Genomic DNA, 22,842 nt, shown 5'->3' with positions numbered 1-22,842 from the left:
ACTTACCTACTGATTTAGCTATTATTACTGCTTAGTATGATTACGTTAAGACCATTGTCTCAGCACCCTGAGAAAGCGCTTCGCTCGCTGGGCTGGAACTGGATGCTGGGGGAAGATACTATCCCCTATCTGGTACAGGATACCGTCGTATTGAATGAAACAGAGGCTAATGCCTATTACGAAGCGGCCGGTTCTCTCTACGATATGCTCGTTGAGGCTGGTCAGCATGTGATAGATAACAACCTGTTCCGCGACATGGGAATTCCGGATAACCTGATCGATCTGATAAAAGCCTCCTGGGAGGATGATCGGCACGTACACCTGTACGGCCGCTTCGACCTGGCCGGTGGTATAGGGGGTGAACCGGTAAAGCTCATTGAATTTAATGCGGATACTGCCACCTGCCTGCCGGAAACAGCGGTGGTACAGTGGGCTCACCTGCGTGCCAACGGTATGGATGACGCCCTTCAGTTCAATACGCTGTATGAAACTCTGGTCGGGCAGTTCCGGTATATTCTTGAAGCCAATAGCGACCTGACGCCCAGCCTGCTCCTGTCTGCCATGCGTGATTACCCCGAGGATGACGCCAACGTAGCCCTGCTAGGTGAGGCAGCCCGTGAAGCGGGTTTTGAGGTAGAGTTCGCCTTTATTGATGAAGTAGAGTTTTCGGCCGAGGAAGGCATATTCATGCAGGAGTCACAGCATGGTCACTTCGTGCGCTTCGACTTCTGGTTCAAATTAGTACCCTGGGAGTACATCGGGTGGGAAGAGCCTGAGCTGGCCAGCATCCTGACTACGCTGGTCCGTAATCGCAGGGTAGTAGTACTCAATCCGGCCTATACACTGCTGTTTCAGTCCAAGTACATCCTGAAGGTACTCTGGGACCTGTACCCTTACCATCCGCACCTGCTCCAGACCGAGCGGTACGCCCTGCCGCACAAGCGTTCGGTAAGTAAGGTCTTATTCGGTCGGGAAGGCGCTAACGTAGCCATTCTGGAAAAAGGAGGAGAAGCTCTTGAGAAAGTTGAAGGTGAGTATGATAAACAACCACGCATCTATCAGGAATACGTAGAGTTTCCGCAGGATGCGCAGGGCAATTCGTATCAGGCGGGTGTATTCTACGCCGGTGAGCCTTGTGCGCTTGGATTCAGGCGGGGAGGTCGTATTCTAGATAATACTGCCCAGTTTGTGGGACATATTGTGGAGGGGTGACTAATTAATAGGGAATGAGAGAATGAAGGATAGTGAATCAGAGATCGATTGTCAAATGTAGATTGTTAATTTTTGGTCCTAGTCGACAACCGTAGCGGGAAGAGATTGACCTTCAATTGGAAATAAAAAATGAGCGATTGAAGGAAAATACCTCAATCGCTCATTTGGTTATCTATTCACTCATTCTCTAATTCTTTCAATCACTAATTGATACTATTCTCTTCTACCCATCAGCAGGCTCACGTAGTAGAGCAAGGTAGCCAGTGAACCAAGTGCCGCTACGAGGTAGGTACGGGCCGCCCATTTGAGCGCATCCGAAGCCATTCCATATTCGCGCTCATTCACCACGCGATTGCTCTGAATCCAGGCCAAGGCCCGGTTGCTGGCGTCGTATTCTACGGGCAATGTAATGAACGAGAAAAGCGTAGTTACTCCAAACAGAGCCACTCCAATGGCCAGAGGAATAATAGTCGTGTTGATCAGCAGGATACCCCCCAGAATAATCCACTGCATATAGCGCGAAGACACACTCAGGAAGGGAACCATCTGTGAGCGAAACTTCAGCCAGGAGTAAGCCGTGGCGTGCTGCACCGCGTGACCACATTCGTGGGCCGATACCGCCGCCGCCGATACACTACGGCCGTAGTATACATCTGAACTCAGGTTGACGGTCTTATCCTGTGGGTTGTAGTGGTCAGTAAGCATACCCTCCACCGATACTACCCGTACATCAAAGATCCCGTTGTCGCGAAGCATCTTCTCAGCGATCTCTTTACCGCTCAGACCGATGCTCAGCCCTACCTGCGAATATTCATTAAATTTACTTTTGAGTCGCCACTGAACGTACAAGCTGACGATCATGACGATGATACCAATCAAATATGCACCTGCCATTGTATTATAATCGTTTTAAGTGAACTGCTATGGGTTAAAATCATTACTAGTAGAACGAATTTTCTACTAAAAATAGCATCGCTGATTTAGTAGCTCTGCTTGATCTTTTCAATTAATGAAGTCGTCGAATAGCCTTTTACAAGGGGTATTGTTTTGACCTCGCCTCCATTAGACAGTACAAAATCTGCGCCAACGATTGTTTCAACGGTATAATCGTCACCTTTGACCAAAATGTCAGGTTTTACAGCCTCAATTAAACGGATTGGGGTTGGATCATCGAACAAAATGACAGTATCTACAAATAATAGCGCCGCCACCAGCCGGGCCCGCGCGTGCTCGTTCACGACCGGGCGCTGCGGCCCCTTGAGCCTGCTTACCGAGGAGTCAGTATTAAGCCCCAGTACCAGCCGGTCGCCGGTCGCCCGGGCCTTCTCCAGATAGTCGATATGCCCTAGGTGTACAATATCAAAGCATCCGTTGGTAAAGACGATCTTTTGCCCCGCACGCTGCCAATCCTGCACCTGCGTAACGGCTTCGTCCAGGCGCATAATCTTGCTTTCGGTAGAAATCATAGTAGTATGGGTTAGGGTAATCACTACAATATGGAGCCCATCGGGCAACTCCTCAGACCTGCTGCACCTCCTCTACCACTTCCTTGCGCGCCTTATTCTTGAATAGTACTACCAGAAAAGCCAGCGCGCCTACTACCAGCATTAACAGCATCTGGGTACCGTGTATGAATGTAGCCAGTGTAATACCGTCTTTCTGGTTCAGTCCATATAGTAACATCACGTTGCCTACCAGCAGGTGATAAGCTCCGATACCTCCCTGCGTAGGGGCAGCCATCCCGATAGCCCCTATGACCAATACCGTCAGGCCGGCCAGCATACCCAGGTCGGATGTCTCGGGTATACAGTAAAACAACACGTAGGAGCTCAGGTAGTAAAATACCCAGATGAGCAATGAACTGGCTATAAAGAGGCCGGGGCTGCTGAGCTTACGAATACTGAGCAGACCTTCCAGCATACCCTTCGAAAAGCTTACTATCTTTTGCACGAGGGCATTGGCGAGTACTTTTTCCCGTAGAGCTTTATTCTTAAAGAACAGGTACCCCAATACTACTACGGCTACAACTCCTGTAAGTACCAGTATCAGCAGCCAGTTAGTAGCCCCGCTACCTTCCCCCTCTCCGCCAACTTTACTACCAAACAGCTCCCCGAAAAATCCACTCAGCCGGTCAAATTCCAGTATAAAGTTCAGTCCGATCAGGATGACTAGTGTAATCACATCAAAAATACGTTCGGCGACTACCGTACCAAAGCTAAGGTTGACCGGCACGCGCTCCAGCCGGTACAAGGTACCGCAGCGGGTCACCTCACCCATACGGGGTACTATATAGTTGGCAAAATAGCCGGTAAATACCGCGATAGAAGCATCAAACAAATTGGGCTTGTACCCCAGGGGCTCCATAAGCATCTGCCAGCGCCACGCCCGGGTGATATGCGCCGCCATCAGAATAAGACATGACACGGCTATCCAGCGCCAGTCGGCCTGCTGAAGACGTTCCAGCATCGCTCCCAGGTCAATATCCTTAAACACAAACCAGAGCAAGCCACCTGCTAGTCCAAGGGAGATGGCGTATCGGAGAAGATTCTTCATGAAGCAGTTTAATAGTGAATATACAAAGCAAAAAAAAGCAGACATCGAACAATTTCCTAACAATTGTCGCTGTCTGCTGCACAAATTTCAGATCTGTACTGATTATTACACCAGTCGGTTGGAATCGTCGGGAAATACTACTTTGGGTTTGAAGTCTTTAGCTTCTTCAGGGCTCATGCTGGCGTAGGTAATGATAATAATAATATCACCTACCTGGGCTTTGCGGGCCGCGGCTCCATTCAGACAAATGGTCCCCGAACCACGGGCTCCTTTGATTACGTAGGTTACCAGCCGCTCACCGTTGTTATTGTTAACAATATGGACCTGCTCGTGCTCAAATATACCCGCCGCATCCATCAGATCCTCATCTATTGTAATGCTACCGACATAGTTAAGTTCAGCCTGCGTTACCTTGACCCGATGGATCTTCGATTTCATCAATGTAATTTGCATCAATCAAATAAGTTAAAGAGCTTTCAGGAGGGACTACCTGACAGGTATTGCTCCCTTACGCGTGCAAAGTTAGGGTATTTGTACTCACCCATCAAAACACCGCTTTGCTCCTCCCGGTTCCAGGGTAGTGAATAGTCACAATCCTGTATCAGCCCACTTATTCCTATTTATTAAGCAGGAAGTAGATTCAAGGCACTTTTACTTCTACTCAGTACTTACGCCCCCTCCGGTAGCCTCATAAATACAGAAGAATACATCAAGTAGATAAGGCCTACTTTCTACTCCTTTTGTACAATATTAGCCAAAGGTTTCAAGTATTTTGAGAATCCGATGTACTTTTACAACTGGTAATATTCTTGACCCTTTACGTACTTAATACAATCAAAATGAGTAAGAAAGTTGAAAACAGCGGTGTAACACGCCGCGACTTCCTCCAGAAAGGCGCCGCTGCTGCGGTAGGAAGCTTCTTTATAGTACCCCGCCATGTGCTGGGTAAAGGATACCGCGCTCCCAGCGATAAGCTCAATATAGCCGGTATTGGTATAGGAGGCAAAGGATTTTCGGATACCAACAACGCCTGGAACAACGGCGCCGAAAATATGGTAGCCCTCTGCGACGTAGACTGGATCCAGGGAAAGAGAAATTTTGAAAAGCACCCGAACGCCAAGAAGTACAAAGACTTCCGGGTTATGTTTGACGAAATGGGCAAAAGCATCGATGCCGTTACGGTATCTACCGCTGACCACCAGCATGCCGTTATCGCCATGGCTGCCATGCAACTGGGCAAGCACGTATACGTACAGAAACCCCTGACGCACGATATCTATGAAGCCCGTATGCTGACCGAGGCGGCCCGTAAATACAAGGTAGTATCACAAATGGGTAACCAGGGAGCCTCTAACCCCGGACAGCAGCAGATGGTAGACTGGTTTAACAAAGGCCTGATCGGTAACGTAAAAGAAGTACAGGTATGGACCAACCGTCCTGTGTGGCCTCAGGGTATACCCGTGCCTACCTCTAAGGCCGATGTACCTCAGGACATCGACTGGGACCTGTGGGTAGGTACTGCCGACTGGGTGGATTACAGCCCGGCCTGGCACCCCTTCAAGTGGCGTGGCTGGTGGAATTTCGGTACCGGTGCCCTTGGTGATATGGGGTGTCACCTGATCGATCCTCCGTTCCGGGTTCTTGGCTTAGGTTACCCTACCGAAGTAGAGGCCAGCGTAGGACAGGTATTCCTTAAGGACTGGACTCCTGAGTATATTCCCGAAGGTTGCCCGCCATCATCACGTGTACAGCTTAAGTTCCCGGCTACGGCTAAGAACAAGTCAGAAGTAACGATGGTATGGCACGACGGTGGTCTGCGTCCGTTCCACCCCGAGTGGATCCCGGCCAACGAGCCACTGGGAGAGCCTGACAGCAGCAACGGTGCTATGCTGATCGGAGACAAAGGAGTTATGACCTGCGCTACGTACGGTCTTAACCCGAAGATCTACCTGAAGAATGGTACCAAGATGGAAATGCCTAAGGATAGCTTCAAGACCAAGTATACATCAATGCCTGAGTTTGGCCACCAGGTAGCCTGGACGGATGCCTGCAAAGCCGGTTTTAACAGCAAGGAGCATAAAGCACTGACTTCGTCGTTTGACTACGCCGGTCCGCTTACCGAAACTGTACTCATGGGTAACCTGGCGATCCGCAGCTACAACCTGCGTACAGCCAATGCCGATGGTAAGGGCTTCACCTACCCTGGCCGTAAGAAGATGCTATGGGATGGTAAGAGCATGAAGATTACCAACTTCGACGAGGCTAACCAGTTTGTAAAGCGCGACTACCGCGGCAACTGGAAGCTTGTGTAAGCATAAGGTACCTTAACAACAGAGAACCCCGGTCAAAAGCCGGGGTTCTCTGTTTTGTATACTCCTAAATCCTGTACTCAGATACCACTTATTCGCTCTTTCACTTTATTACCATCAGAACACTATATTATCGATCAGCCGCACGGCACCCAGATGGGCAGCTATACAGATGGCGGTATTCCCCTCCGACTGCAGTTCATCTACCGGCTGCATGGTATACATATCTACTACCTCGACGTACTCAAGGCTGAAAGCAGGTATGGTAGCTATATAATCCTCTACAATCTGTTTTACATCGTCCACCCGTTCTCCGTTCAGAAGCCGTTCTTTTGCCTCAGTAAGGGCTTTGTATAAGTGTGGTGCTATGGCTCGCTCTTCGGGGCCCAGGCGGCGATTTCTGGACGACATGGCCAGGCCATCCTCCTCGCGTACCGTTGGGTGTGAAACTACTTCCAGCTGAAAAGCCAGATCCTCTACCAGGCGTCGGATCACAGCCAGTTGCTGCAGGTCTTTCTGCCCGAAGTACACCCGGTCCGGGTGTACTATATTAAACAGCCGGGCCACTACTATACCTACTCCATTGAAATGTCCGGGACGAAAGGCACCCTCCATCACTGTTTCCAGTGCTCCAAAGTCCAGCACCAGCGAAGGAGCCGTACTGTACATCTCGTCAGCGGATGGAGCAAATACAAAGTCGCAGCCTGCCTCTTCCAGCAAGGCGCAGTCCTGCTCTAGAGTACGGGGGTACCTGACCAGGTCATCCTGATTATTAAACTGTATTGGATTGACAAATATGCTGCACACAGTCACATCATTAGCCTCACGGGAGGCCTCAATAAGTGACATATGTCCCTCATGCAGAGCACCCATAGTAGGCACCAGACCTATTGTTTTCTTTTCGCTACGCTGGGCAGCCAGATAGGCACGCAGTTCGGTGATTGAAGAAAAAACTTGCATTAAATAAGGATTTTGTAGCCGCTCAGCAAGGGAGCCGGGCTGATTGTCAGTTGCATTTTACTAAGAGGGGAGAGAAGCAAAAGAGCCTCTTGATTGCTGGATATGCTTAAATAAAAGCACAGTATAGGCCAAACTCTGCGCAATATTACAATTAGTTGGCATATTTTATTGAAAGTCGGTTTTTTTTTGTATAATTTTGCAAATCTTTTTCTTCACAAACAGCTTAAAAGTCTATGGACAAACTAAGAATTTTGTATGTCGCCAGTGAAATCAACCCCTTCCTCAAAACTACCGATGTTGCCGATTATGTAAGAAGGCTTCCCCAGGCAATGCAAGAACGAGGTGCTGAAATCAGAATTCTAGTCCCCCGCTTTGGCCTCATCAACGAGCGTAAGAACCGGCTCCATGAGGTAGTTCGTCTTTCAGGTATCAATATTACAGTAGGCGATGAAGAAAAGCCTCTCATTATAAAGGTAGCTTCTATTCCCAATGCCAAATTACAGGTATATTTCATAGATAACGAAGACTATTTTCACCGGAAATCCGTTTTCTTTGACAAAGAGAACAACTTTTTTGACGATAATGACGAGCGGGCAATTTTCTTCTGCAAGGGTGTACTGGAAACCGTCAAAAAGCTAGGCTGGGCCCCTGATATCGTACATTGTAACGACTGGATGACTTCCCTGATACCTATGTATCTGAAGACTACCTACCGGAATGATCCCATGTTTAAGGATACAAAAAGCGTATTTACTGTGCATAATAACGCTTTCAATTATAAATTTGATGCGGATTTGCTGAACAAGGCTAAAGCTATGGACGTAAGTGATGAAGCCCTGGCTCACCTTAACTCAGCAGATTTTGAAGGTTTTGTAAAGCTCGGATGCGCCTACGCTGATGCCGTTTTGAAAGCCGACGAAACAATTAGCGGTAGTTTAAACCAAATTTTTAATGATTCACCCAAACGTGTCGACCTTGTCGAAGAAGACAACAATTTCTCAGAAGCGTACTACAACTTGTACAACGACCTGGTTAGCTAAAAATCTTGCCATAGGGGTGGTCTTACTGACCACCCTTTTAGTGGCCTGTGATCCGCCCAAAGACATTGGCCTCACTCCTCTTGCCCCCGTCGGCACTTTCTACACGGATACCCTTACTGTTCGCACCTCTACCGTACTTGCTGACTCGGTACGTACCAGTAATCCGGACATACTACTGGTAGGTAAATACAAGGACCCACTATTTGGTGAAATCACGGCCTCAAGCCATTTCTGGGTAAATACTCCTGCAACTACTGCCGTGGAATTAGGCAGTACCGCCCGCTATGATTCGCTGGTGTTGCTGATGGGCTATGCCTATGCCTATGGTGATACACTACCTAATCAGAAGCTCGCGGTACACCGTATTACCGAAGATCTTTCCCGAACTACTACCTACTACAACACCAGTAAAGTCGCTTACGAAGCTACTCCACTCGGCGAAAAGACATTCCAGGCTCGCCCCGGCAGTGTAGGTGCCCTTCGGGTACGTCTGTCGGATAACCTGGGTAGTGAGCTGTTCACGCTGCTGTCGACCCCAGCCAATCAGACAAATGATAAAATACACAGTCTTCTAAAAGGGCTGGCGCTGGTACCTGGCGAGAACAATACGGCCATCATTGGTGTACCGGGTACCAACGGGGTCCTGCTGCAAGTTTACTACCGCTCCTCACCTACTGATACGGTAACCAAAGCCTACTCACTGGCTGCCCACATAAATCAGGCCAGCGGCGCCACTTATCGTGCTGGTTTCAACCGTGTAGTAGCCGATCGTACCGGCACTCCTCTGGAAGGTATCAAGCCTCTGCAACCTATACCAGCCGCTACTACCAATGGTTATACGTATGTGCAGGATGCCTTGGGTATTATGACAAAAATTGAAATACCCTATCTGAACAAGCTCCGGGCTAACGGACCGACTGCCATCAACCGGGCTCAACTCACGATCAAACCAGATCTGAGTTTTAACCGGCAGGGCATAACGATTCCCCCCTACATGGTCCTGCTCGAAACAGATTCTACCAATCTGATCAAGCGTAATTCAGGGTATGAACTAATTATTAATACGGATGAATTCGGACAGAGTACTAGCCCCGTTAGTCCGCAGGTATCTACCTACAATATTAATACCAAAGACTATACTTTTTTCCTGACTACTCAGCTGCAAGCTATACTATCGGGCACTAAAAAGAACAATAGCTTCCTGATGACCCCCATCTATACCAATGCATTAGGGCAACAAGGTACACGATTTGAGTCACAGCTTAATAACCGAGTAAGCCGTTTGGTAGTTGGTAATAAGCCGGGTGATGTAAAACTGATTGTTTTCTACACTGTTGCCAAAGAATAGGTTTAGCAACAGATCTTTCCAAAACCCGGCAATTGAACAATTGCCGGGTTTTTTATTTATAGGTTTGTCACACCCACTTTCATTTCCTTTATTTGCACTTAACCAAGTTCCATTTTTAAATAAATTTAAAAACTGTATGTGTGGAATTGTAGCGTATGTAGGACATAGAGAAGCTTATCCCCTTGTTATTAAGGGCTTACAGCGCCTTGAATATAGAGGATATGACAGTGCCGGAGTGGCTCTGCTAAACGGCCATGGATTGAACGTTTACAAGAAAAAAGGTAAGGTATCTGATCTAAAAGCCGAGTTGGCTGACAAAGAGCTTACTGCCAAAATAGGTATGGGCCACACCCGCTGGGCCACCCACGGCGAACCCAATGACATCAATGCACACCCCCACTACTCTGACGACGGCAAGCTAGCCATCATCCACAACGGTATCATTGAGAACTATTCCACCATTAAGCAGAAGCTCCAGCAGAAAGGGCATGTTTTCAAAAGCCAGACCGACTCGGAGGTACTGATCCATTTCATTGAAGACATCCGCAAAGAAACCGGCAAATCGCTGGAAGAGGCTGTACGACTAGCCCTACAGGAGGTAGTAGGTGCCTACGCCATCGTGGTAATGGAAGAAGACAGCCCTACCCAGCTCATTGCAGCCCGTAAAGGCAGTCCGCTGGTGATTGGGATCGGTGAGGGTGAATTCTTCTTTGCTTCGGATGCTACCCCTATCATTGAGTATACCAAGGACGTAGTGTACCTGGATGACTACGAGATAGCCGTGGTACGTGATAATGAGCTGAATATTCTAAGCCTCGACAACACCCAAAAGACGCCTTATATCCATAAGCTGGAGCTGGAACTGGAAGCTATTGAGAAAGGTGGCTACGACCATTTCATGCTGAAGGAGATCTTTGAGCAGCCCCGCTCCATCTGCGATAGTATGCGCGGCCGGGTACGGGCTGATGACGGACACCTCCAGCTGGGAGGACTCCGTAACCACATTGACAAGCTGGCCGCGGCCAGCCGGATCGTGATCGTGGGCTGTGGTACCTCCTGGCACGCCGGATTGGTAGCCGAGTACCTGTTTGAAGAGCTGGCGCGCATTAACGTAGAGGTAGAGTACGCCTCGGAGTTCCGCTACCGTAACCCGGTAATTAATGAAGATGACATTGTCATAGCCATCTCTCAGTCGGGCGAAACGGCCGATACGCTGGCGGCCATTGAGCTGGCTAAGTCCAAAGGAGCTACCATCTTTGGTGTGTGTAACGTGGTAGGCTCATCGATTGCCCGCGCTACCCATGCTGGTGCCTATACCCACGCCGGACCTGAGATAGGCGTAGCCAGCACCAAGGCCTTTACCGCGCAGGTGACAGTACTTACGCTCATGGCCATTGCGGCTGCCAAACGCAAAGGAACCATATCCGAGGAGGTGTATCGCCAGTTGCTCATTGAGCTGGAGAATATTCCGGAGAAAGTAGAAAAGGTACTGGAGAGTGCCGATAAGATTAAGGAAATATCCTCCATCTTTACCTACTCCCGCAACTTTATCTACCTGGGCCGTGGGCTTAACTTCCCCGTTGCTTTGGAAGGAGCCCTGAAGCTGAAAGAGATCTCCTACATCCACGCCGAGGGGTACCCGGCAGCCGAGATGAAGCACGGCCCCATTGCTCTGATCGATGAGGATATGCCGGTAGTCTTTCTGGCTACGAAAGACAGCTCCTACGAAAAGATCGTATCCAACATTCAGGAAGTAAAGGCCCGTAAGGGACGCGTAATCGCTATCGTAACCGAAGGCGATACCTTGATACAGGGCATGGTTGATTTCGTCATCGAAATCCCCCGGACACACGATGTACTGGTTCCGCTGCTATCGGTCATACCCCTGCAGCTGCTTTCGTACTACGTAGCGGTACTACGCGGTCGTAATGTAGATCAGCCACGTAACCTGGCCAAGTCTGTAACCGTGGAGTAGGATCATATTGATTTATAAAAACAGCGCTGCTGCCGTGAGTTTCGGCAGCAGCGCTGTTTTTATGAGGACCTCCCCTACTACTTTGTCAGCCAGTCGTAGGTGAAGCGTGTATAGACTATACGCTGGTAGTCATCCTTCTCATAGAGTACCCCTATTTGTCCATCGCCCTGCTCTACCAGGTCGGAGTAAGCGGCCGCTCCGGCGTATAGCTCCTTACCTGCTGACCATGTCTGTCCGCTATCCCGGCTTACGCGCACGGTTAATTTTTCACGTTTGGTCTGGCTATTCGGATTTGAAAAGATCAGTACTGGCTTTCTACCCCGCTCGTGGTAGCTGATCATACTTCCCTGACACACCGGATCGGGGAGTGCACGTGCCACCTCTACATGGTCCCAACTTGTACCCGCGTTAGGGGAAAAGGCTAGCAACCGATAGCGCGGCTCTTCTGACTGATTTCGAATATTCATCAGCAATCCTCCCTCAGGAAGTTCGGCCGCGATACTTTCGTTGCCACCCGGAACTTCCACCGTAGGCGATAGCTTAAAGGTCTTTCCATGATCGTCGGTATAAAAGGCATGTGCCCGATAATCTTTAAAATCGGGCTGTGGTGCCCCTTCTGAATGATTAGCAGGTACAAATATCCGCCCTCGGTACCGACCCTTGCTGATCTGCAGAGTATGACCGGGGGTGTTGGCATAGGAGCGCCAATCTTCTCTGAATGCATAGGCAGGATTGACCTCAGGCTTATTAGGACGTGATACCTGCGTAGTAATATTGACCGGCTCTGACCAGCTTCGGCCCCCATCGGTACTGGTTTTGTACCACACTTCCCGAATGGCCTTCCCCTCCCGAACCTCCTGCTCAGAGGCTACTCCGGTATTGTAGAATAAAAACAACCTACCTCCAGGATAGGCCGGATCTGTCATATCAAAAACCGGAGCCGGATTACCTGCCTGTGCCGATGTATAGTCAGCCACTACCTGTATAGGCTCCCAGGTAGTACCGTTGTCGTGACTTACTCTGAGTACTATATCCACGTCTCCAAAATCGCCGCAGTCGGTACGCCGCCCCTCCGCAAAAGCCAGCAGGTCGTTGTTGGGAGCCCGCACAATAGCGGGTATACGGTAGCAGAGGTACCCATTTTCACCATTCCTGAAAACAACACTTTCAAAATTGGTCTGAGATGTGGGAGTAGAAGGCTGGTGTAGCTCCGTACCGACCAGCAGCAGGATTGATAGTAGCAGAGAATAAACCATAAGGCAGAGTCAGCACCCGAGTGGGCAGATGGTAGAACAGATCAAAAATAAGCTATAAGTAACAGGTACAATAATTAATTGAAGCATTAAGAGGTGGTCGGGAGTTATTCCTGACCGCTTTTTGTTTCAGAATGTAGCTTAATAATAATATTTGCCCTATTTCGTTAGTTTTGCTGATGCTCAAATTCCATAGTACATCCGGCTCACGCTATTTTGCCTATATATCCATGCGTTCATTGCTTAGTACCCTTACCCTGATAGTTGCGTTTTCTTTTCTGCTGCTACTGGGAGCCTGTAATTCATCCGAAGATCAGACGTATGTACCCAAGCCCAAGGGGTATAACCGAATCAATCTACCTGCTCATAGTTACCAGCCACTGGACGAGAAGCACCCGTATAACTTTATGTACTCCCAGTCCGCTACCATACTGCCCGATACCTTCGCGGATGCGGAGCCTCACTGGATATTTATCCATTACCCTAAGCTGAAGGCCAATGTACAACTTACCTACAAGCAGGTAAAGAATGACCCCAACCGGCTGAAGGGCTTTATTGATGATGCGTACAGGCTGGCGGGCAAGCACCAGATCCGGGCGTCGTCTATTCAGGAACAAACCGTCCAGACCCGTAGCGGCCGTACAGCTACGCTGTTTCGTCTGGAGGGTGATGTACCCACACCTTTCCAGTTTTATACTACCGATACCACGACGCACTTTCTGCGGGGGGCTATTTATTTTCCTACGGCTACCAAAAATGATTCGCTGGCACCCGTTATTGAGTACATCCAGCAGGACGTGATGCGGATGCTCAATACGTTACAGTGGCAATAATTTCGGAGTGGCTATTGGCATGAACTGCCTAAGCGTGTATATTTGACTTACAATTACTTACCTACTTTTCAGGCATATGGCTAAGAGGCAACCCAAAAATCAGCTACCACTCGACTTCTCAGTGCGAGGAGACCGGATCGTACTGCATTTGGGGCAGGTAGAAAGTCAGCAGAAAGCGGATCAGCTTTTTGAGGGATTGGTACGGGGTGAATGGCGGGTAGAACCGGCGGGTGAAGGAGCTGATATCTCCTCCGCGCAGGAGATTATTAATGTGCTTGGGCACCGGCTTCCCTATCCTGAAATAATCAAAATTGCCCATCTGCATCAGGTTGACGACAACTTTGTTGGCTTCTCGGCTATTTACCACCAAAGGGGTTGGGTGTTTGTCAGCGCGCACGTTGATGTGAATGAGCGTCATTATCTAGCCTGTCTGCTTACGGCTTCTCTAGGGCTTTATACGGCCTATACTGACCCGGCTATGCTGGCAGCCCGTACGGAGCAGCTGGTTTTTGATGCGCTGCTTCCTGCTTCTGACGTCAGCAGCTTTTTCCGTGAGGGAATCTCTAAAATACCTCCATTTCTGGCGGCTGATATAGCCGACTTCTTCAAAGTACCTTTTCCGATCGTACTCAGGCGGGCACTGGCTCTTCAGATTATTTCTGAAGAACAGTACCAGATGTTCGTGACCGTCAAACCCAAACGCTCCGCCAAGCCTCGTGAACTATACGTAGCTAAGGAAGGCAGCGTGGAAGATCTGGAATCGCAGCTTTTCAGCGAGGAAGATACTGACTTTTAACAGGCTACTGCTCTTTAGCTACTTTCATATTGCTCAGGTCCGGCAGGGGACTTACAGCGGTCCATCCTCCATCTACTACCAGGCTTTGCCCCGTGATATGACCCGATAAGGGCGAAAGCATAAATAGCGCCGCGTGGGCGATATCTTCCCGAATGGCCGGACGGCCCATAGGCGTAATGGCCGACCACACCTTGGGGTACTCAGGATCTTCATGTAAGGTACGTTCGGTAAGCGTAGCACCGGGAGCGACCGTATTGATGGTGATGCCGTAAGGCGATAGCTCCAGCACCAGGTTTTTGGCGAGCATCTCGATACCCGCTTTGGTCATGGCGTAGGCAGCCAGGTACTGATGCGCCTGATGCCCCACTACTGACGACATCAGCAGGATACGCCCACCGCTTTTCTGCTCGCGCATCTGACGGGCTGCCGCCTGGGTCAGCAGGAAGGTACCCATGATATTCACTTCGAGTACCCGGCGCAGGTCATCGGCCTTATAGTCAAAAAAGTCGCCAAACAGGGTAATACCGGCGTTAGCCACGGCTATGGTAAGTTGCCCGTAGGTATCCACCGCCACCCGCACCATATCATCAATAATAGCCTCATCCGCCGAATCACCCGGTACGGCTACGCACTGACCACCCCCATCCCGTATTTCAGCGGCAGCCTGTTCGGCCAGTCCAGCATCCAGATCATTCAATACTATGGAGGCGCCCTGCGCGGCTAATTGACGAGCTATTTCAAAACCTATTCCCTGCCCAGCGCCGGTAACAATGGCTACCTGGTCTTTAAAAACTTTATCAGTCATAGATAAAAGAGCTTTATTACGTAGAAGCTGCGGGCTAGTACCAGCAGCCTGTTTCATTTATAACTAATCTTCCTATGTATACAGCCTATGGGCTAGATTGTTAGCCCCGGATGTCTATCTTTTGAAAAAAGTCGTTTTCAAAGATCCGTTACCGAACCTATGAAAACGACCTATTCCGCCTGTAATCCAAGCTTATTATAAACAGCTTAATGAGAATCGCGTGTCACCTTATCACCCGAGCAACCCTTCAGGAAGTCCAGATCGGCCCCTTCGTGCGCCTGAGTTACGTGGTTGATGTACAGGTTGACGTAGCCACGGTCGTAGCCCAGCTCCAGTGGTTTGTAGTTAGCCCGGCGGCGCTCCAGCTCCTCATCTGATACGTCCAGGTGCAGGCGGCGCGCGTCTACGTCCAGCTCGATGTAGTCGCCATCCTGTACCAACGCCAGCATACCACCCACGGCAGCCTCCGGCGATACGTGCAGTACTACGGTACCAAAGCCCGTACCACTCATACGTCCGTCCGAGATACGTACCATGTCCATGACGCCTTTTTCGAGCAGGCGCTTAGGTATACCCATGTTTCCTACTTCGGGCATACCAGGGTAACCCTTGGGACCTACATTTTTCAGGACCAGTACGGTATTTTCATCGATGTCCAGGGTAGGATCATCGAGACGTGACTTGTAGTGATCTATATCTTCAAAAACGATAGCCCGGCCCCGGTGCTTCATCAGGTCAGGGTTCAGTGAGGCCGACGGCTTCAGTACAGCTCCGTTTTCGGCCAGGTTGCCCTTTACTACGGCCAGTCCGGTCAGATCTTTTACCGGCTTTTCCAGCGTAGCTATTACCTCCGGATCAAAGCACTCCGCATTCGCACAGTTTTCAGCTACAGTTTTTCCGGTGACCGTAATGATATCCCCGTGTAGTTTAGCCAGCATTTCTTTAATTACCACCGGCAGACCTCCTGCATAGTAGAAATCTTCCATGAAGTAGCCTCCGGACGGCTGCAGGTTCACCAGCAGAGGTATATCTCTCGACAGGGCATCAAAGTCATCCAGATTCAGGTCTACGCCTATACGACCGGCAATGGCCAGCAGGTGAATCACAAAGTTGGTAGAGCCACCAATAGCGGCATTGACCCGAATGGCATTCTCAAACGCTTCACGAGTCAGTATCTGCGACAGGCGCAGGTCTTCCTTGACCATATCCACGATCCGCCGTCCCGACAGGTGAGCGGCTACCTTACGGCGTGAGTCCGCCGCAGGTATGGCTGCGTTTTCGGGCAGGGTAAGTCCCAGCGATTCCACCATACAGGCCATGGTTGAGGCGGTACCCATTACGGCGCAGTGGCCCTGGCTCCGGCACATACAAGCCTCGGCGGTCGTAAACTCCTCCTGCGTGATCTGTCCCTGGCGGTAGGCTTCGCTGAAACGCCATACGTCGCTGGTACCGATACTCTTGCCCCGGTAGCGACCAGTCAGCATAGGTCCGCCCGATACCACGATGGTAGGTATATCTACACTACAGGCACCCATCACCAACGAAGGCGTAGTCTTGTCACAGCCACAAAGCAGCACGACACCATCCACCGGATTGGCCCGAATGGATTCTTCCACGTCCATACTGGCCAGGTTGCGGTACAGCATGGCAGTCGGCTTCATCAGGGTTTCGCCCAATGACATCACCGGAAACTCAAGCGGAAAGCCACCAGCCTCCCACACACCCCGCTTTACGGATTCGGCCAGTTCACGAAAGTGACCATTACAGGGAGTTAGTTCTGAAAAAGTATTACAAATACCTATGACCGGGCGACCTTCAAACTCATCAGCAGGAAAACCCTGGTTTTTCATCCAGGCACGGTAGATAAAGCCATCTTTTCCTGTCTTGCCGAACCAGCCACGGCTACGTAGTTCATTTTTATCCATTAGTATTCGATTATTGAAGATTTAGACTGTAGTATGTACTAGAAAGACAAAGGCCGGGTAGTTTTAACCGATTCTAACCCGATTAAAGCATTCCTTTTACAAATTCCTGAAATAAGTCAGGATGTAATTAGCGCTCTAAAATTCTTATTAATTTTTCAAAAAAGAGAATCAGCCAAACATTTATCTTACTTTAAGATTAAACTACTATGTAATCTATTGAGTAAGACAACGTACTGGCCGCTTTACCGAGTAGTACATCGTAAAGTTTTGCTTTGTAGTAGAATCCCCGAAAGCGTTTGTAACATGTCTTTGAAGCTGATATCATCCTCTTTTTGCCGAGTGATGGCTCCCCACTCACGGCAGACCTTCTCTGCGCTGCCTCTTTTGACCCTTTTTTTTTGTCTCTCACTGTACATGGCTTTTTCTACCCCGGCGGCGGCACAACCCCAAACAGATCAGTTTCTTGAAAAACTACTACGGAAGTACCCCGAACGCTTTGATAAAATACTCGCTGATCCAGCCAAATATGACGTACAGATCCTATATACCAAGATAGATCGTAATAGGAAAAATGAGCCTAGCTTTACCACCTACCGCTACCAGGTTGACCCGAATCGTTATTTCTATCCGGCTAGCACCGTAAAGCTACCGGCCGTACTGCTGGCGCTGGAAAAGCTAAACAAGTTGAATGTACCGGGACTGGATAAATATACGCCCATGCTCACCGAAGCGGCCCGTCCGGAGCAAACGGCGGCTATGGAGGATACTACCGCCGAGAACGGTCTGCCTTCGGTAGCCCACTACGCCCGTAAAATCCTGCTCGTAAGTGACAATGATGCCTTTAACCGGCTGTATGAATTTGTGGGGCAGGAGGCTTTTAATGATTCCATGCAGGCCAAGGGCTATACCCACACCCGCATCTCCCACCGTCTGCAGCTCCCGATGAGTACTGAGAACAACCGCTATACCAATCCGGTGAAGTTTGTGAAAGATGGGGAGGTTCTCTATGAGCAACCCATGATGCAGAGCAGCAAGAGCTATACAGCTACGGCGCCTATTCTGAGAGGAAAGGCATATGTGCAGGGAGAAACCCAGGTGAATGAGCCTTTTGACTTTAAGGAGAAGAACTACTTTGCGCTGGAAGATCAGCACGAACTGCTAAAGGCCATTATGTTTCCGGAGAGCGTGGAACCGCGGCGACGCTTTAACCTGAAAGAGGATGACTACGAGTTTATGTACCGGTATATGTCGCAGCTACCCATCGAGACCAGTTACCCGGAACACTACGCCGAAGACTACTACGACAGCTATTGCAAGTTCTTATTATTCGGGGCCAGCAAGCGTCGCGCACCGCGCCACATCCGCAGCTTCAACAAAGTTGGTGATGCCTACGGGTACTTACTCGACAACGCCTACATCGTAGACTTTGAGCGGGGTATTGAGTTTATGCTGACGGCGGTTATCTACTGCAACGAAAACCAGATTTTCAATGACGACCACTACGAGTACGAAAGCGTAGGATTTCCGTTCATGGCGGATCTGGGCAAGACCATCTTTGAGTACGAAGTACAGCGGAAGCGTCGGGGACGACCCGACCTGAGTCGTTACGAAGTAGAGTACGACAAGTAAGCTACCTACTTGTGCGCCATCATCCAGGTGCGGCACAGCAGCAGGTTAATAGCGTGCCCTGCCACCAACAACCCCGAGCCTACGTAGCCCAGCCACACAAACATATCCCCCTTACCTTCCAGCAGTAGCGAAACGGCAAACAGCCCGAAAGCCAGCCAGAGGAGCCCCTTTACCAGCGGGAACTTATGATCACGCGTGGCGTAGTATACAGCCAGTCCATTAACCAGTATAAACAGGTAGTCAAGGTGCAGAAAGCCTGCCACCACGTGGTGCTCAACGGTAAGCGAGGAACCTACGGCCAATACAGGCGTTAGCAGGCAGTGTACGATACAGAGTAACGATCCTGCTATCCCTACGTAGTCGGCGCGTCCGTGTGTATGGATCGGTGATGTTTTCATAACAGCTACAAAGGTAATCGGAAACTATATCTCTTGCAACAACGTTGCATTATAAAATGTTGCACACCTTCAACTCCTTTTTCCGGATCATGTATAAATAAGTACAGGGAAGAGTGTAAATTTACCTGATAAATAAGCTATCCGGCTTTCTGTGTGACATCCGGATGGCGTACAAAATCAAGTTTGTGAAGTATGGAACAAGCAATCAGAAATACCCTTAAAGACTACAACCTGCGGAGTACTTCCTGCCGGGAGGACATCCTGGGTACTTTTCTGAATAAGGAAGTAGCCCTCTCGCATGGTGATATCGAAGACTCGCTGGGCGAACGATTCGACCGTGTAACGATATACCGTACTCTGAAAACCTTCCTCGAAAAGGGACTTATACACAAGGTACTGGATGACGAAGGGATACGCTATGCCCTCTGCAAAGACAACTGCTCCGAACAGGACCACCACCACGACCATATCCATTTCAAATGTGTGGAATGTGGCCAGACCAACTGCCTGGCCAATGTCCATATTCCGTCAGTACAACTCCCCGATGGCTATCAGGCCAGCGAGGTAAATCTGCTCATTCAGGGTCGTTGCCCGGCTTGTACTTAATAATGAATGAGTGAGTGGTGAATGAGTGAATGGACAAAAAAACTCACTAATTCACACAATCTCTCATTCACTAATTAATAAGCTTACTCCACAATTAGTTCAAAATCCAGGTTCACGTCGTCGCTACCAGGAGCAGCCGTACCGTTCTTCACAGCTGTACCATTAACCGGTGGCTGATGACGTAGCTGCACTTTCAGCTTACCCATACCGGCAGTACCCGTCTGGGCGGTTCCGGTAAGTCCGATTGGGAAGTTGCGGCTGTCCTTATCACCGTAGGTATACGTTAGAAGCGAAGCAGGAGTTGCTGTGTAGACCATCAGGTGTTCATCGGCTTTTTCATCAATTTCCTCCGTCAAATCAACAACCGGAGTCTTGCTCTCATCCAGAAGCTCAACCGTCAGATTATAAGCAGTATTAGGTTTTAGCTTAATCTGGTCAAAGCGGGTTGGGGCATTTCCTCCTTCACCATCAGGATCTCTGAATTCAAATGTGTTGACCGTAGTAGTACCCTGCTCTGTAAAGTTCAGACGTACCGTAGTAATGAGTTCATTTTCATCCTGTGGATCCACTTCATCCGCTCTGCGGCAATCCGTTAATAACAGGGCTGTACTCATCAATAATCCCCAGCCGAGCATTCTGCATTCTACTTTCATAAGCATGTTGTGTTGATTATAATTACGAATTGAATTAGGATGATGTAGTATATGTATTAAAGGCTTTCTGTTCAGGCGCCAAACTTCCATTTTAGCCGTAGCGAGATATTACGTCCCATTTCATCAGCATAGTAGCGGAAGCGGTTCAGGTAGTCGCGGTAGGCCGTATCCAGCAGGTTATGCACCGTCACCCCTACTTCTACCTGCTGTTTTTGGGTAATAAATAAAGTACCTCCTGCTGTTAGATTCCATAATGAGTATGCGGGCGGCGGCGGGGCAAAATCACTGTTAGCAGGCACGCGTCGCTGCTCACCCACCCACAGATTGCCGGCCGAAACAAAAAGCTTTTGCCACCTACCCACTTCACCAATATTGAAGCTCAGCTGATTATCCCAGCGGTTGGGCGGTATCATCACCAGGTACTGGTCGTTTTTCTGATCATATACCCGCAGGTACGAGCCCTTGCTCTTCAACGACCAGCGGTCGGTAAGCTTCCAGCCTAGTGAAGCGTCAATACCCGTAAAGGTGGCGTCGGTCTGGGTATAGCGAAAGTAAGGAAACGCGCCCCGCACCGTAAGAATGGGCTCCGGCTGTGGCTTGAGATAGATGTAGCGGGCAATGTAGTTGTGATAGGCACCGATCTCCCAGTTAAACTTGTCATTGTCATATACCACACTCGCCACGGTATTGATGGCCTGCTCGGGACGGAGCGTCGGATCGCCCTCTTCGTAGGAAGCGGCTCCGTGGTGCACTCCGGCACTGAATAGTTCGCTCACATTGGGTGCACGCCAGGCAGTACCTACATTGAGGCGGGTTGAGAGTTTTTCACTGATTGAGCGGGTTACGCCCAGGGTACCTGAGGCACTACTGAAGCGGAATTCATCCCTTTGCGTAACGCGGTTGACCAGGCGGTAGGTAGTCAGGTAGCGGTAGTCGTAGCGGATACCGGCCTCCCACTCCCAGCCATTCTGCACCAGCCGCTCGATCAGGAAGGCACCTACATTCAACTGGTCGAAGTTGGGAATCAGCGGGCGACCGTTCATGAGGTTGTACTGGTACAGGGTACTTATGCCCACCTGACCGGCCATCTTATTGGCAATGGGCTTATGATCCCACACTATATCGTTTGTAAAAGTCGTCAGACGGAATGTCAGCTCAGGACGGTTGAGTCCGGCCAATGAGTCGTTACGCGGACGGTGAAGGTCGTATTCGGAGCGCTCGTTATGCTGCCAGGCCGACACCCACTGGATACGGTGGCCATCGGCAAAGTGGTAATGCGCCTCCCCTTTTACCAGGTTATGGGCTACATCCTGATAGGGACGCGCGATGGTATAGCTGAATCCTGACTTGACCAGTGGCTCCCGGTTTTTGATCACCTGAAGCAGATCCGTCACACTACCAATGTGTGCTCCTGAGAATATACCCAGCTGCGTATCAAAATGACTGTAGAATACCTCAGCGCCAAATCCTTTTTTACGATAACCGGCGGCAACGGAGAAGTTCCGCTCGCGGCTACCGGTATTGTCCAGGAAGTAGTTAGGGGTATGTATATTACCACCCCGCTTGAAGGTACCCTGCGCCCGCCAGCCTAGCTCTTCGACTCCCTTAACACCTCCCTGCAAGGTACCAGATACCACGCCCTGACGACCGTTGGAGTAACCCACCGTGTTGAGCTCTCCGCTTAGGGCCTTTCCGATGGGAAGCTCTTCGGGCTCCACCAGGATCACTCCCCCGATGGCATCCGAGCCAAAGCGTACTCCGGCGGCCCCTTTCACCACGGTCACCCGGGTAGCTACGAATGGGTCTATTTCAGGAGCGTGCTCCGACCCCCACTGCTGTCCTTCCTGCCGTACCCCGTTGTTCATAATCAACACACGATTGCTATGTAGACCATGAATGACGGGCTTGGCAATGTTTGATCCGGTCTGTAGGGTAGTTACCCCCGTGATACCTTTCAGACTTTCCGCCAGGGACTGTCCGCGTGTCTGAGCCAGGTCGCTTCCGGTAAGGGTAGATATAGGCTGTGAGAGGGGGGCATCGGTACGATGAGCAGTAATCTCCACGTCTTTGAGGTGGATCTCGTCTTCAGCCAGCGTAAAGTTTTCCTCATGACCAGCAACAAGGTCTATGGTCTCTGTATAGGGCTGATAGCCGATGATCCGGCACTCCAGCTCATACTGCCCGGGGCACAGCCGCTCAATCTGATAACGACCATTTATATCCGTTGAGACACCTTTATTCTCTCCTAATACGGCTATTGTAGCTCCCGGAATGGGTTGCCCTGTATGCTTATCCCGCACTACTCCCTTCACAAAGCAGTCACACGCCTCTTTCTGAGCCCATGCCACCGGAACAGGTGCTAGGAGCAGCAGGCAGAAGGTTACTACCTTGAGTACTATCACTGATTTATATCTATTGCGGTATATCGCCATCTTCCATTTATGCTACAACGTTGCAAAAGTATATTTTATGCAACGTCGTTGCAAGTATTATAGCCACAACTTTTCCAGGATCTACGTTGTCAGCTAAAAAATACTATACCTATTC

At 49.8% G+C, this 22,842-nt stretch carries 20 protein-coding genes; 9 read left to right on the top strand and 11 right to left on the bottom strand.

What is annotated here, in order from left to right:
- The first annotated feature begins 36 nt into the window (after positions 1 to 36).
- Positions 37 to 1,212, top strand: coding sequence for a glutathionylspermidine synthase family protein (locus JUB14_RS05920; RefSeq protein ID WP_207504950.1), 1,176 nt, complete (start codon positions 37 to 39; stop codon positions 1,210 to 1,212).
- Between the two features lie 213 nt (positions 1,213 to 1,425).
- On the opposite strand, the gene JUB14_RS05915 is transcribed toward JUB14_RS05920, so the two are convergent.
- The 4 genes from JUB14_RS05915 to panD form a co-directional block, all read right to left on the bottom strand.
- Positions 1,426 to 2,106 (bottom strand): zinc metallopeptidase, encoded by a 681-nt coding sequence (locus tag JUB14_RS05915; RefSeq protein ID WP_207504949.1) that lies wholly within the window; start codon positions 2,104 to 2,106, stop codon positions 1,426 to 1,428.
- An 86-nt stretch (positions 2,107 to 2,192) separates the two neighbouring features.
- On the bottom strand, positions 2,193 to 2,678 hold the full coding sequence (rfaE2, locus tag JUB14_RS05910) for a D-glycero-beta-D-manno-heptose 1-phosphate adenylyltransferase (RefSeq protein ID WP_207505951.1): 486 nt from the start codon (positions 2,676 to 2,678) through the stop codon (positions 2,193 to 2,195).
- 52 nt (positions 2,679 to 2,730) lie between these two features.
- The gene (locus JUB14_RS05905) at positions 2,731 to 3,765 is read right to left on the bottom strand and encodes a lysylphosphatidylglycerol synthase transmembrane domain-containing protein (RefSeq protein ID WP_207504948.1); all 1,035 of its coding nucleotides are present in this window, start codon (positions 3,763 to 3,765) and stop codon (positions 2,731 to 2,733) included.
- A gap of 105 nt (positions 3,766 to 3,870) precedes the next feature.
- Positions 3,871 to 4,218 carry an aspartate 1-decarboxylase gene (panD, locus tag JUB14_RS05900; RefSeq protein WP_207504947.1) on the bottom strand — a complete coding sequence of 116 codons (348 nt, stop codon included), beginning with the start codon at positions 4,216 to 4,218 and terminating at the stop codon, positions 3,871 to 3,873.
- Positions 4,219 to 4,604: 386 nt separating this feature from the next.
- Between panD and JUB14_RS05895 the strand changes: the two genes are divergently transcribed.
- On the top strand, positions 4,605 to 6,077 hold the full coding sequence (locus tag JUB14_RS05895; protein WP_207504946.1) for a Gfo/Idh/MocA family protein: 1,473 nt from the start codon (positions 4,605 to 4,607) through the stop codon (positions 6,075 to 6,077).
- Between the two features lie 114 nt (positions 6,078 to 6,191).
- Here the strand turns inward: JUB14_RS05895 and panC are convergent, their stop codons facing one another.
- The gene (gene panC, locus JUB14_RS05890; protein WP_207504945.1) at positions 6,192 to 7,034 is read right to left on the bottom strand and encodes a pantoate--beta-alanine ligase; all 843 of its coding nucleotides are present in this window, start codon (positions 7,032 to 7,034) and stop codon (positions 6,192 to 6,194) included.
- A gap of 233 nt (positions 7,035 to 7,267) precedes the next feature.
- Here panC and JUB14_RS05885 point away from each other — a divergent pair, with 233 nt between their 5' ends.
- The 3 genes from JUB14_RS05885 to glmS all read left to right on the top strand — a co-directional run bounded on the left by JUB14_RS05885 (position 7,268) and on the right by glmS (position 11,397).
- Positions 7,268 to 8,074 (top strand): glycogen/starch synthase, encoded by an 807-nt coding sequence (locus JUB14_RS05885; protein WP_207504944.1) that lies wholly within the window; start codon positions 7,268 to 7,270, stop codon positions 8,072 to 8,074.
- Complete coding sequence (locus JUB14_RS05880; RefSeq protein WP_207504943.1) at positions 7,986 to 9,422, top strand: DUF4270 family protein; 1,437 nt, start codon at positions 7,986 to 7,988, stop codon at positions 9,420 to 9,422. The genes JUB14_RS05885 and JUB14_RS05880 overlap by 89 nt, the downstream gene beginning before the upstream one ends.
- Before the next feature lie 136 nt (positions 9,423 to 9,558).
- Positions 9,559 to 11,397 carry a glutamine--fructose-6-phosphate transaminase (isomerizing) gene (gene glmS, locus JUB14_RS05875; protein ID WP_207504942.1) on the top strand — a complete coding sequence of 613 codons (1,839 nt, stop codon included), beginning with the start codon at positions 9,559 to 9,561 and terminating at the stop codon, positions 11,395 to 11,397.
- A gap of 77 nt (positions 11,398 to 11,474) precedes the next feature.
- Here glmS and JUB14_RS05870 read toward each other — a convergent pair whose 3' ends face one another.
- Positions 11,475 to 12,653, bottom strand: coding sequence for a sialidase family protein (locus JUB14_RS05870; protein ID WP_207504941.1), 1,179 nt, complete (start codon positions 12,651 to 12,653; stop codon positions 11,475 to 11,477).
- A gap of 227 nt (positions 12,654 to 12,880) precedes the next feature.
- Here JUB14_RS05870 and gldD point away from each other — a divergent pair, with 227 nt between their 5' ends.
- Together gldD and JUB14_RS05860 are read left to right on the top strand one after the other, a co-directional pair.
- Positions 12,881 to 13,483 carry a gliding motility lipoprotein GldD gene (gene gldD / locus JUB14_RS05865; protein WP_207505950.1) on the top strand — a complete coding sequence of 201 codons (603 nt, stop codon included), beginning with the start codon at positions 12,881 to 12,883 and terminating at the stop codon, positions 13,481 to 13,483.
- A gap of 76 nt (positions 13,484 to 13,559) precedes the next feature.
- A complete protein-coding gene (locus JUB14_RS05860) occupies positions 13,560 to 14,279 on the top strand; it encodes a hypothetical protein (RefSeq protein ID WP_207504940.1) in 720 nt (239 codons plus the stop codon).
- A 4-nt stretch (positions 14,280 to 14,283) separates the two neighbouring features.
- On the opposite strand, the gene JUB14_RS05855 is transcribed toward JUB14_RS05860, so the two are convergent.
- Positions 14,284 to 15,084, bottom strand: coding sequence for an SDR family NAD(P)-dependent oxidoreductase (locus JUB14_RS05855; protein WP_207504939.1), 801 nt, complete (start codon positions 15,082 to 15,084; stop codon positions 14,284 to 14,286).
- 206 nt (positions 15,085 to 15,290) lie between these two features.
- Entirely contained in the window at positions 15,291 to 17,009 is a 1,719-nt protein-coding gene (locus tag JUB14_RS05850) for an IlvD/Edd family dehydratase (protein WP_207504938.1), read from the bottom strand.
- A gap of 414 nt (positions 17,010 to 17,423) precedes the next feature.
- Between JUB14_RS05850 and JUB14_RS05845 the strand changes: the two genes are divergently transcribed.
- Entirely contained in the window at positions 17,424 to 18,638 is a 1,215-nt protein-coding gene (locus tag JUB14_RS05845; RefSeq protein WP_229367546.1) for a serine hydrolase, read from the top strand.
- Positions 18,639 to 18,643: 5 nt separating this feature from the next.
- On the opposite strand, the gene JUB14_RS05840 is transcribed toward JUB14_RS05845, so the two are convergent.
- Positions 18,644 to 19,036, bottom strand: a complete 393-nt coding sequence (locus tag JUB14_RS05840; protein WP_207504937.1) for a MerC domain-containing protein — start codon at positions 19,034 to 19,036, stop codon at positions 18,644 to 18,646.
- A 192-nt stretch (positions 19,037 to 19,228) separates the two neighbouring features.
- Between JUB14_RS05840 and JUB14_RS05835 the strand changes: the two genes are divergently transcribed.
- Positions 19,229 to 19,642 carry a Fur family transcriptional regulator gene (locus JUB14_RS05835; RefSeq protein ID WP_207504936.1) on the top strand — a complete coding sequence of 138 codons (414 nt, stop codon included), beginning with the start codon at positions 19,229 to 19,231 and terminating at the stop codon, positions 19,640 to 19,642.
- An 83-nt stretch (positions 19,643 to 19,725) separates the two neighbouring features.
- Here JUB14_RS05835 and JUB14_RS05830 read toward each other — a convergent pair whose 3' ends face one another.
- Positions 19,726 to 20,295 (bottom strand): hypothetical protein, encoded by a 570-nt coding sequence (locus JUB14_RS05830; protein ID WP_207504935.1) that lies wholly within the window; start codon positions 20,293 to 20,295, stop codon positions 19,726 to 19,728.
- A gap of 71 nt (positions 20,296 to 20,366) precedes the next feature.
- Complete coding sequence (locus JUB14_RS05825; protein ID WP_310586109.1) at positions 20,367 to 22,697, bottom strand: TonB-dependent receptor; 2,331 nt, start codon at positions 22,695 to 22,697, stop codon at positions 20,367 to 20,369.
- Positions 22,698 to 22,842 lie beyond the last annotated feature (145 nt).

The organism is Telluribacter humicola (genome assembly GCF_017355935.1).
Classification (GTDB): domain Bacteria; phylum Bacteroidota; class Bacteroidia; order Cytophagales; family Spirosomataceae; genus Telluribacter; species Telluribacter humicola.
This window is presented reverse-complemented; position numbering and strand designations above follow the sequence as displayed.

Excerpts from the sequence above, each read along its gene's own strand:
- JUB14_RS05870 (WP_207504941.1), bottom strand. The coding sequence starts at position 12,653 with ATGGTTTATTCTCTGCTACTATCAATCCTGCTGCTGGTCGGTACGGAG.
- panC (WP_207504945.1), bottom strand. The coding sequence starts at position 7,034 with ATGCAAGTTTTTTCTTCAATCACCGAACTGCGTGCCTATCTGGCTGCC.
- JUB14_RS05880 (WP_207504943.1), top strand. The coding sequence starts at position 7,986 with ATGATTCACCCAAACGTGTCGACCTTGTCGAAGAAGACAACAATTTCT.
- JUB14_RS05905 (WP_207504948.1), bottom strand. The coding sequence starts at position 3,765 with ATGAAGAATCTTCTCCGATACGCCATCTCCCTTGGACTAGCAGGTGGC.
- JUB14_RS05920 (WP_207504950.1), top strand. The coding sequence starts at position 37 with ATGATTACGTTAAGACCATTGTCTCAGCACCCTGAGAAAGCGCTTCGC.
- panD (WP_207504947.1), bottom strand. The coding sequence starts at position 4,218 with ATGCAAATTACATTGATGAAATCGAAGATCCATCGGGTCAAGGTAACG.
- JUB14_RS05830 (WP_207504935.1), bottom strand. The coding sequence starts at position 20,295 with ATGAAAGTAGAATGCAGAATGCTCGGCTGGGGATTATTGATGAGTACA.
- JUB14_RS05840 (WP_207504937.1), bottom strand. The coding sequence starts at position 19,036 with ATGAAAACATCACCGATCCATACACACGGACGCGCCGACTACGTAGGG.
- JUB14_RS05835 (WP_207504936.1), top strand. The coding sequence starts at position 19,229 with ATGGAACAAGCAATCAGAAATACCCTTAAAGACTACAACCTGCGGAGT.
- JUB14_RS05860 (WP_207504940.1), top strand. The coding sequence starts at position 13,560 with ATGGCTAAGAGGCAACCCAAAAATCAGCTACCACTCGACTTCTCAGTG.
- glmS (WP_207504942.1), top strand. The coding sequence starts at position 9,559 with ATGTGTGGAATTGTAGCGTATGTAGGACATAGAGAAGCTTATCCCCTT.
- gldD (WP_207505950.1), top strand. The coding sequence starts at position 12,881 with ATGCGTTCATTGCTTAGTACCCTTACCCTGATAGTTGCGTTTTCTTTT.
- JUB14_RS05855 (WP_207504939.1), bottom strand. The coding sequence starts at position 15,084 with ATGACTGATAAAGTTTTTAAAGACCAGGTAGCCATTGTTACCGGCGCT.
- JUB14_RS05845 (WP_229367546.1), top strand. The coding sequence starts at position 17,424 with ATGGCTTTTTCTACCCCGGCGGCGGCACAACCCCAAACAGATCAGTTT.
- rfaE2 (WP_207505951.1), bottom strand. The coding sequence starts at position 2,678 with ATGATTTCTACCGAAAGCAAGATTATGCGCCTGGACGAAGCCGTTACG.
- JUB14_RS05885 (WP_207504944.1), top strand. The coding sequence starts at position 7,268 with ATGGACAAACTAAGAATTTTGTATGTCGCCAGTGAAATCAACCCCTTC.
- JUB14_RS05895 (WP_207504946.1), top strand. The coding sequence starts at position 4,605 with ATGAGTAAGAAAGTTGAAAACAGCGGTGTAACACGCCGCGACTTCCTC.
- JUB14_RS05850 (WP_207504938.1), bottom strand. The coding sequence starts at position 17,009 with ATGGATAAAAATGAACTACGTAGCCGTGGCTGGTTCGGCAAGACAGGA.
- JUB14_RS05915 (WP_207504949.1), bottom strand. The coding sequence starts at position 2,106 with ATGGCAGGTGCATATTTGATTGGTATCATCGTCATGATCGTCAGCTTG.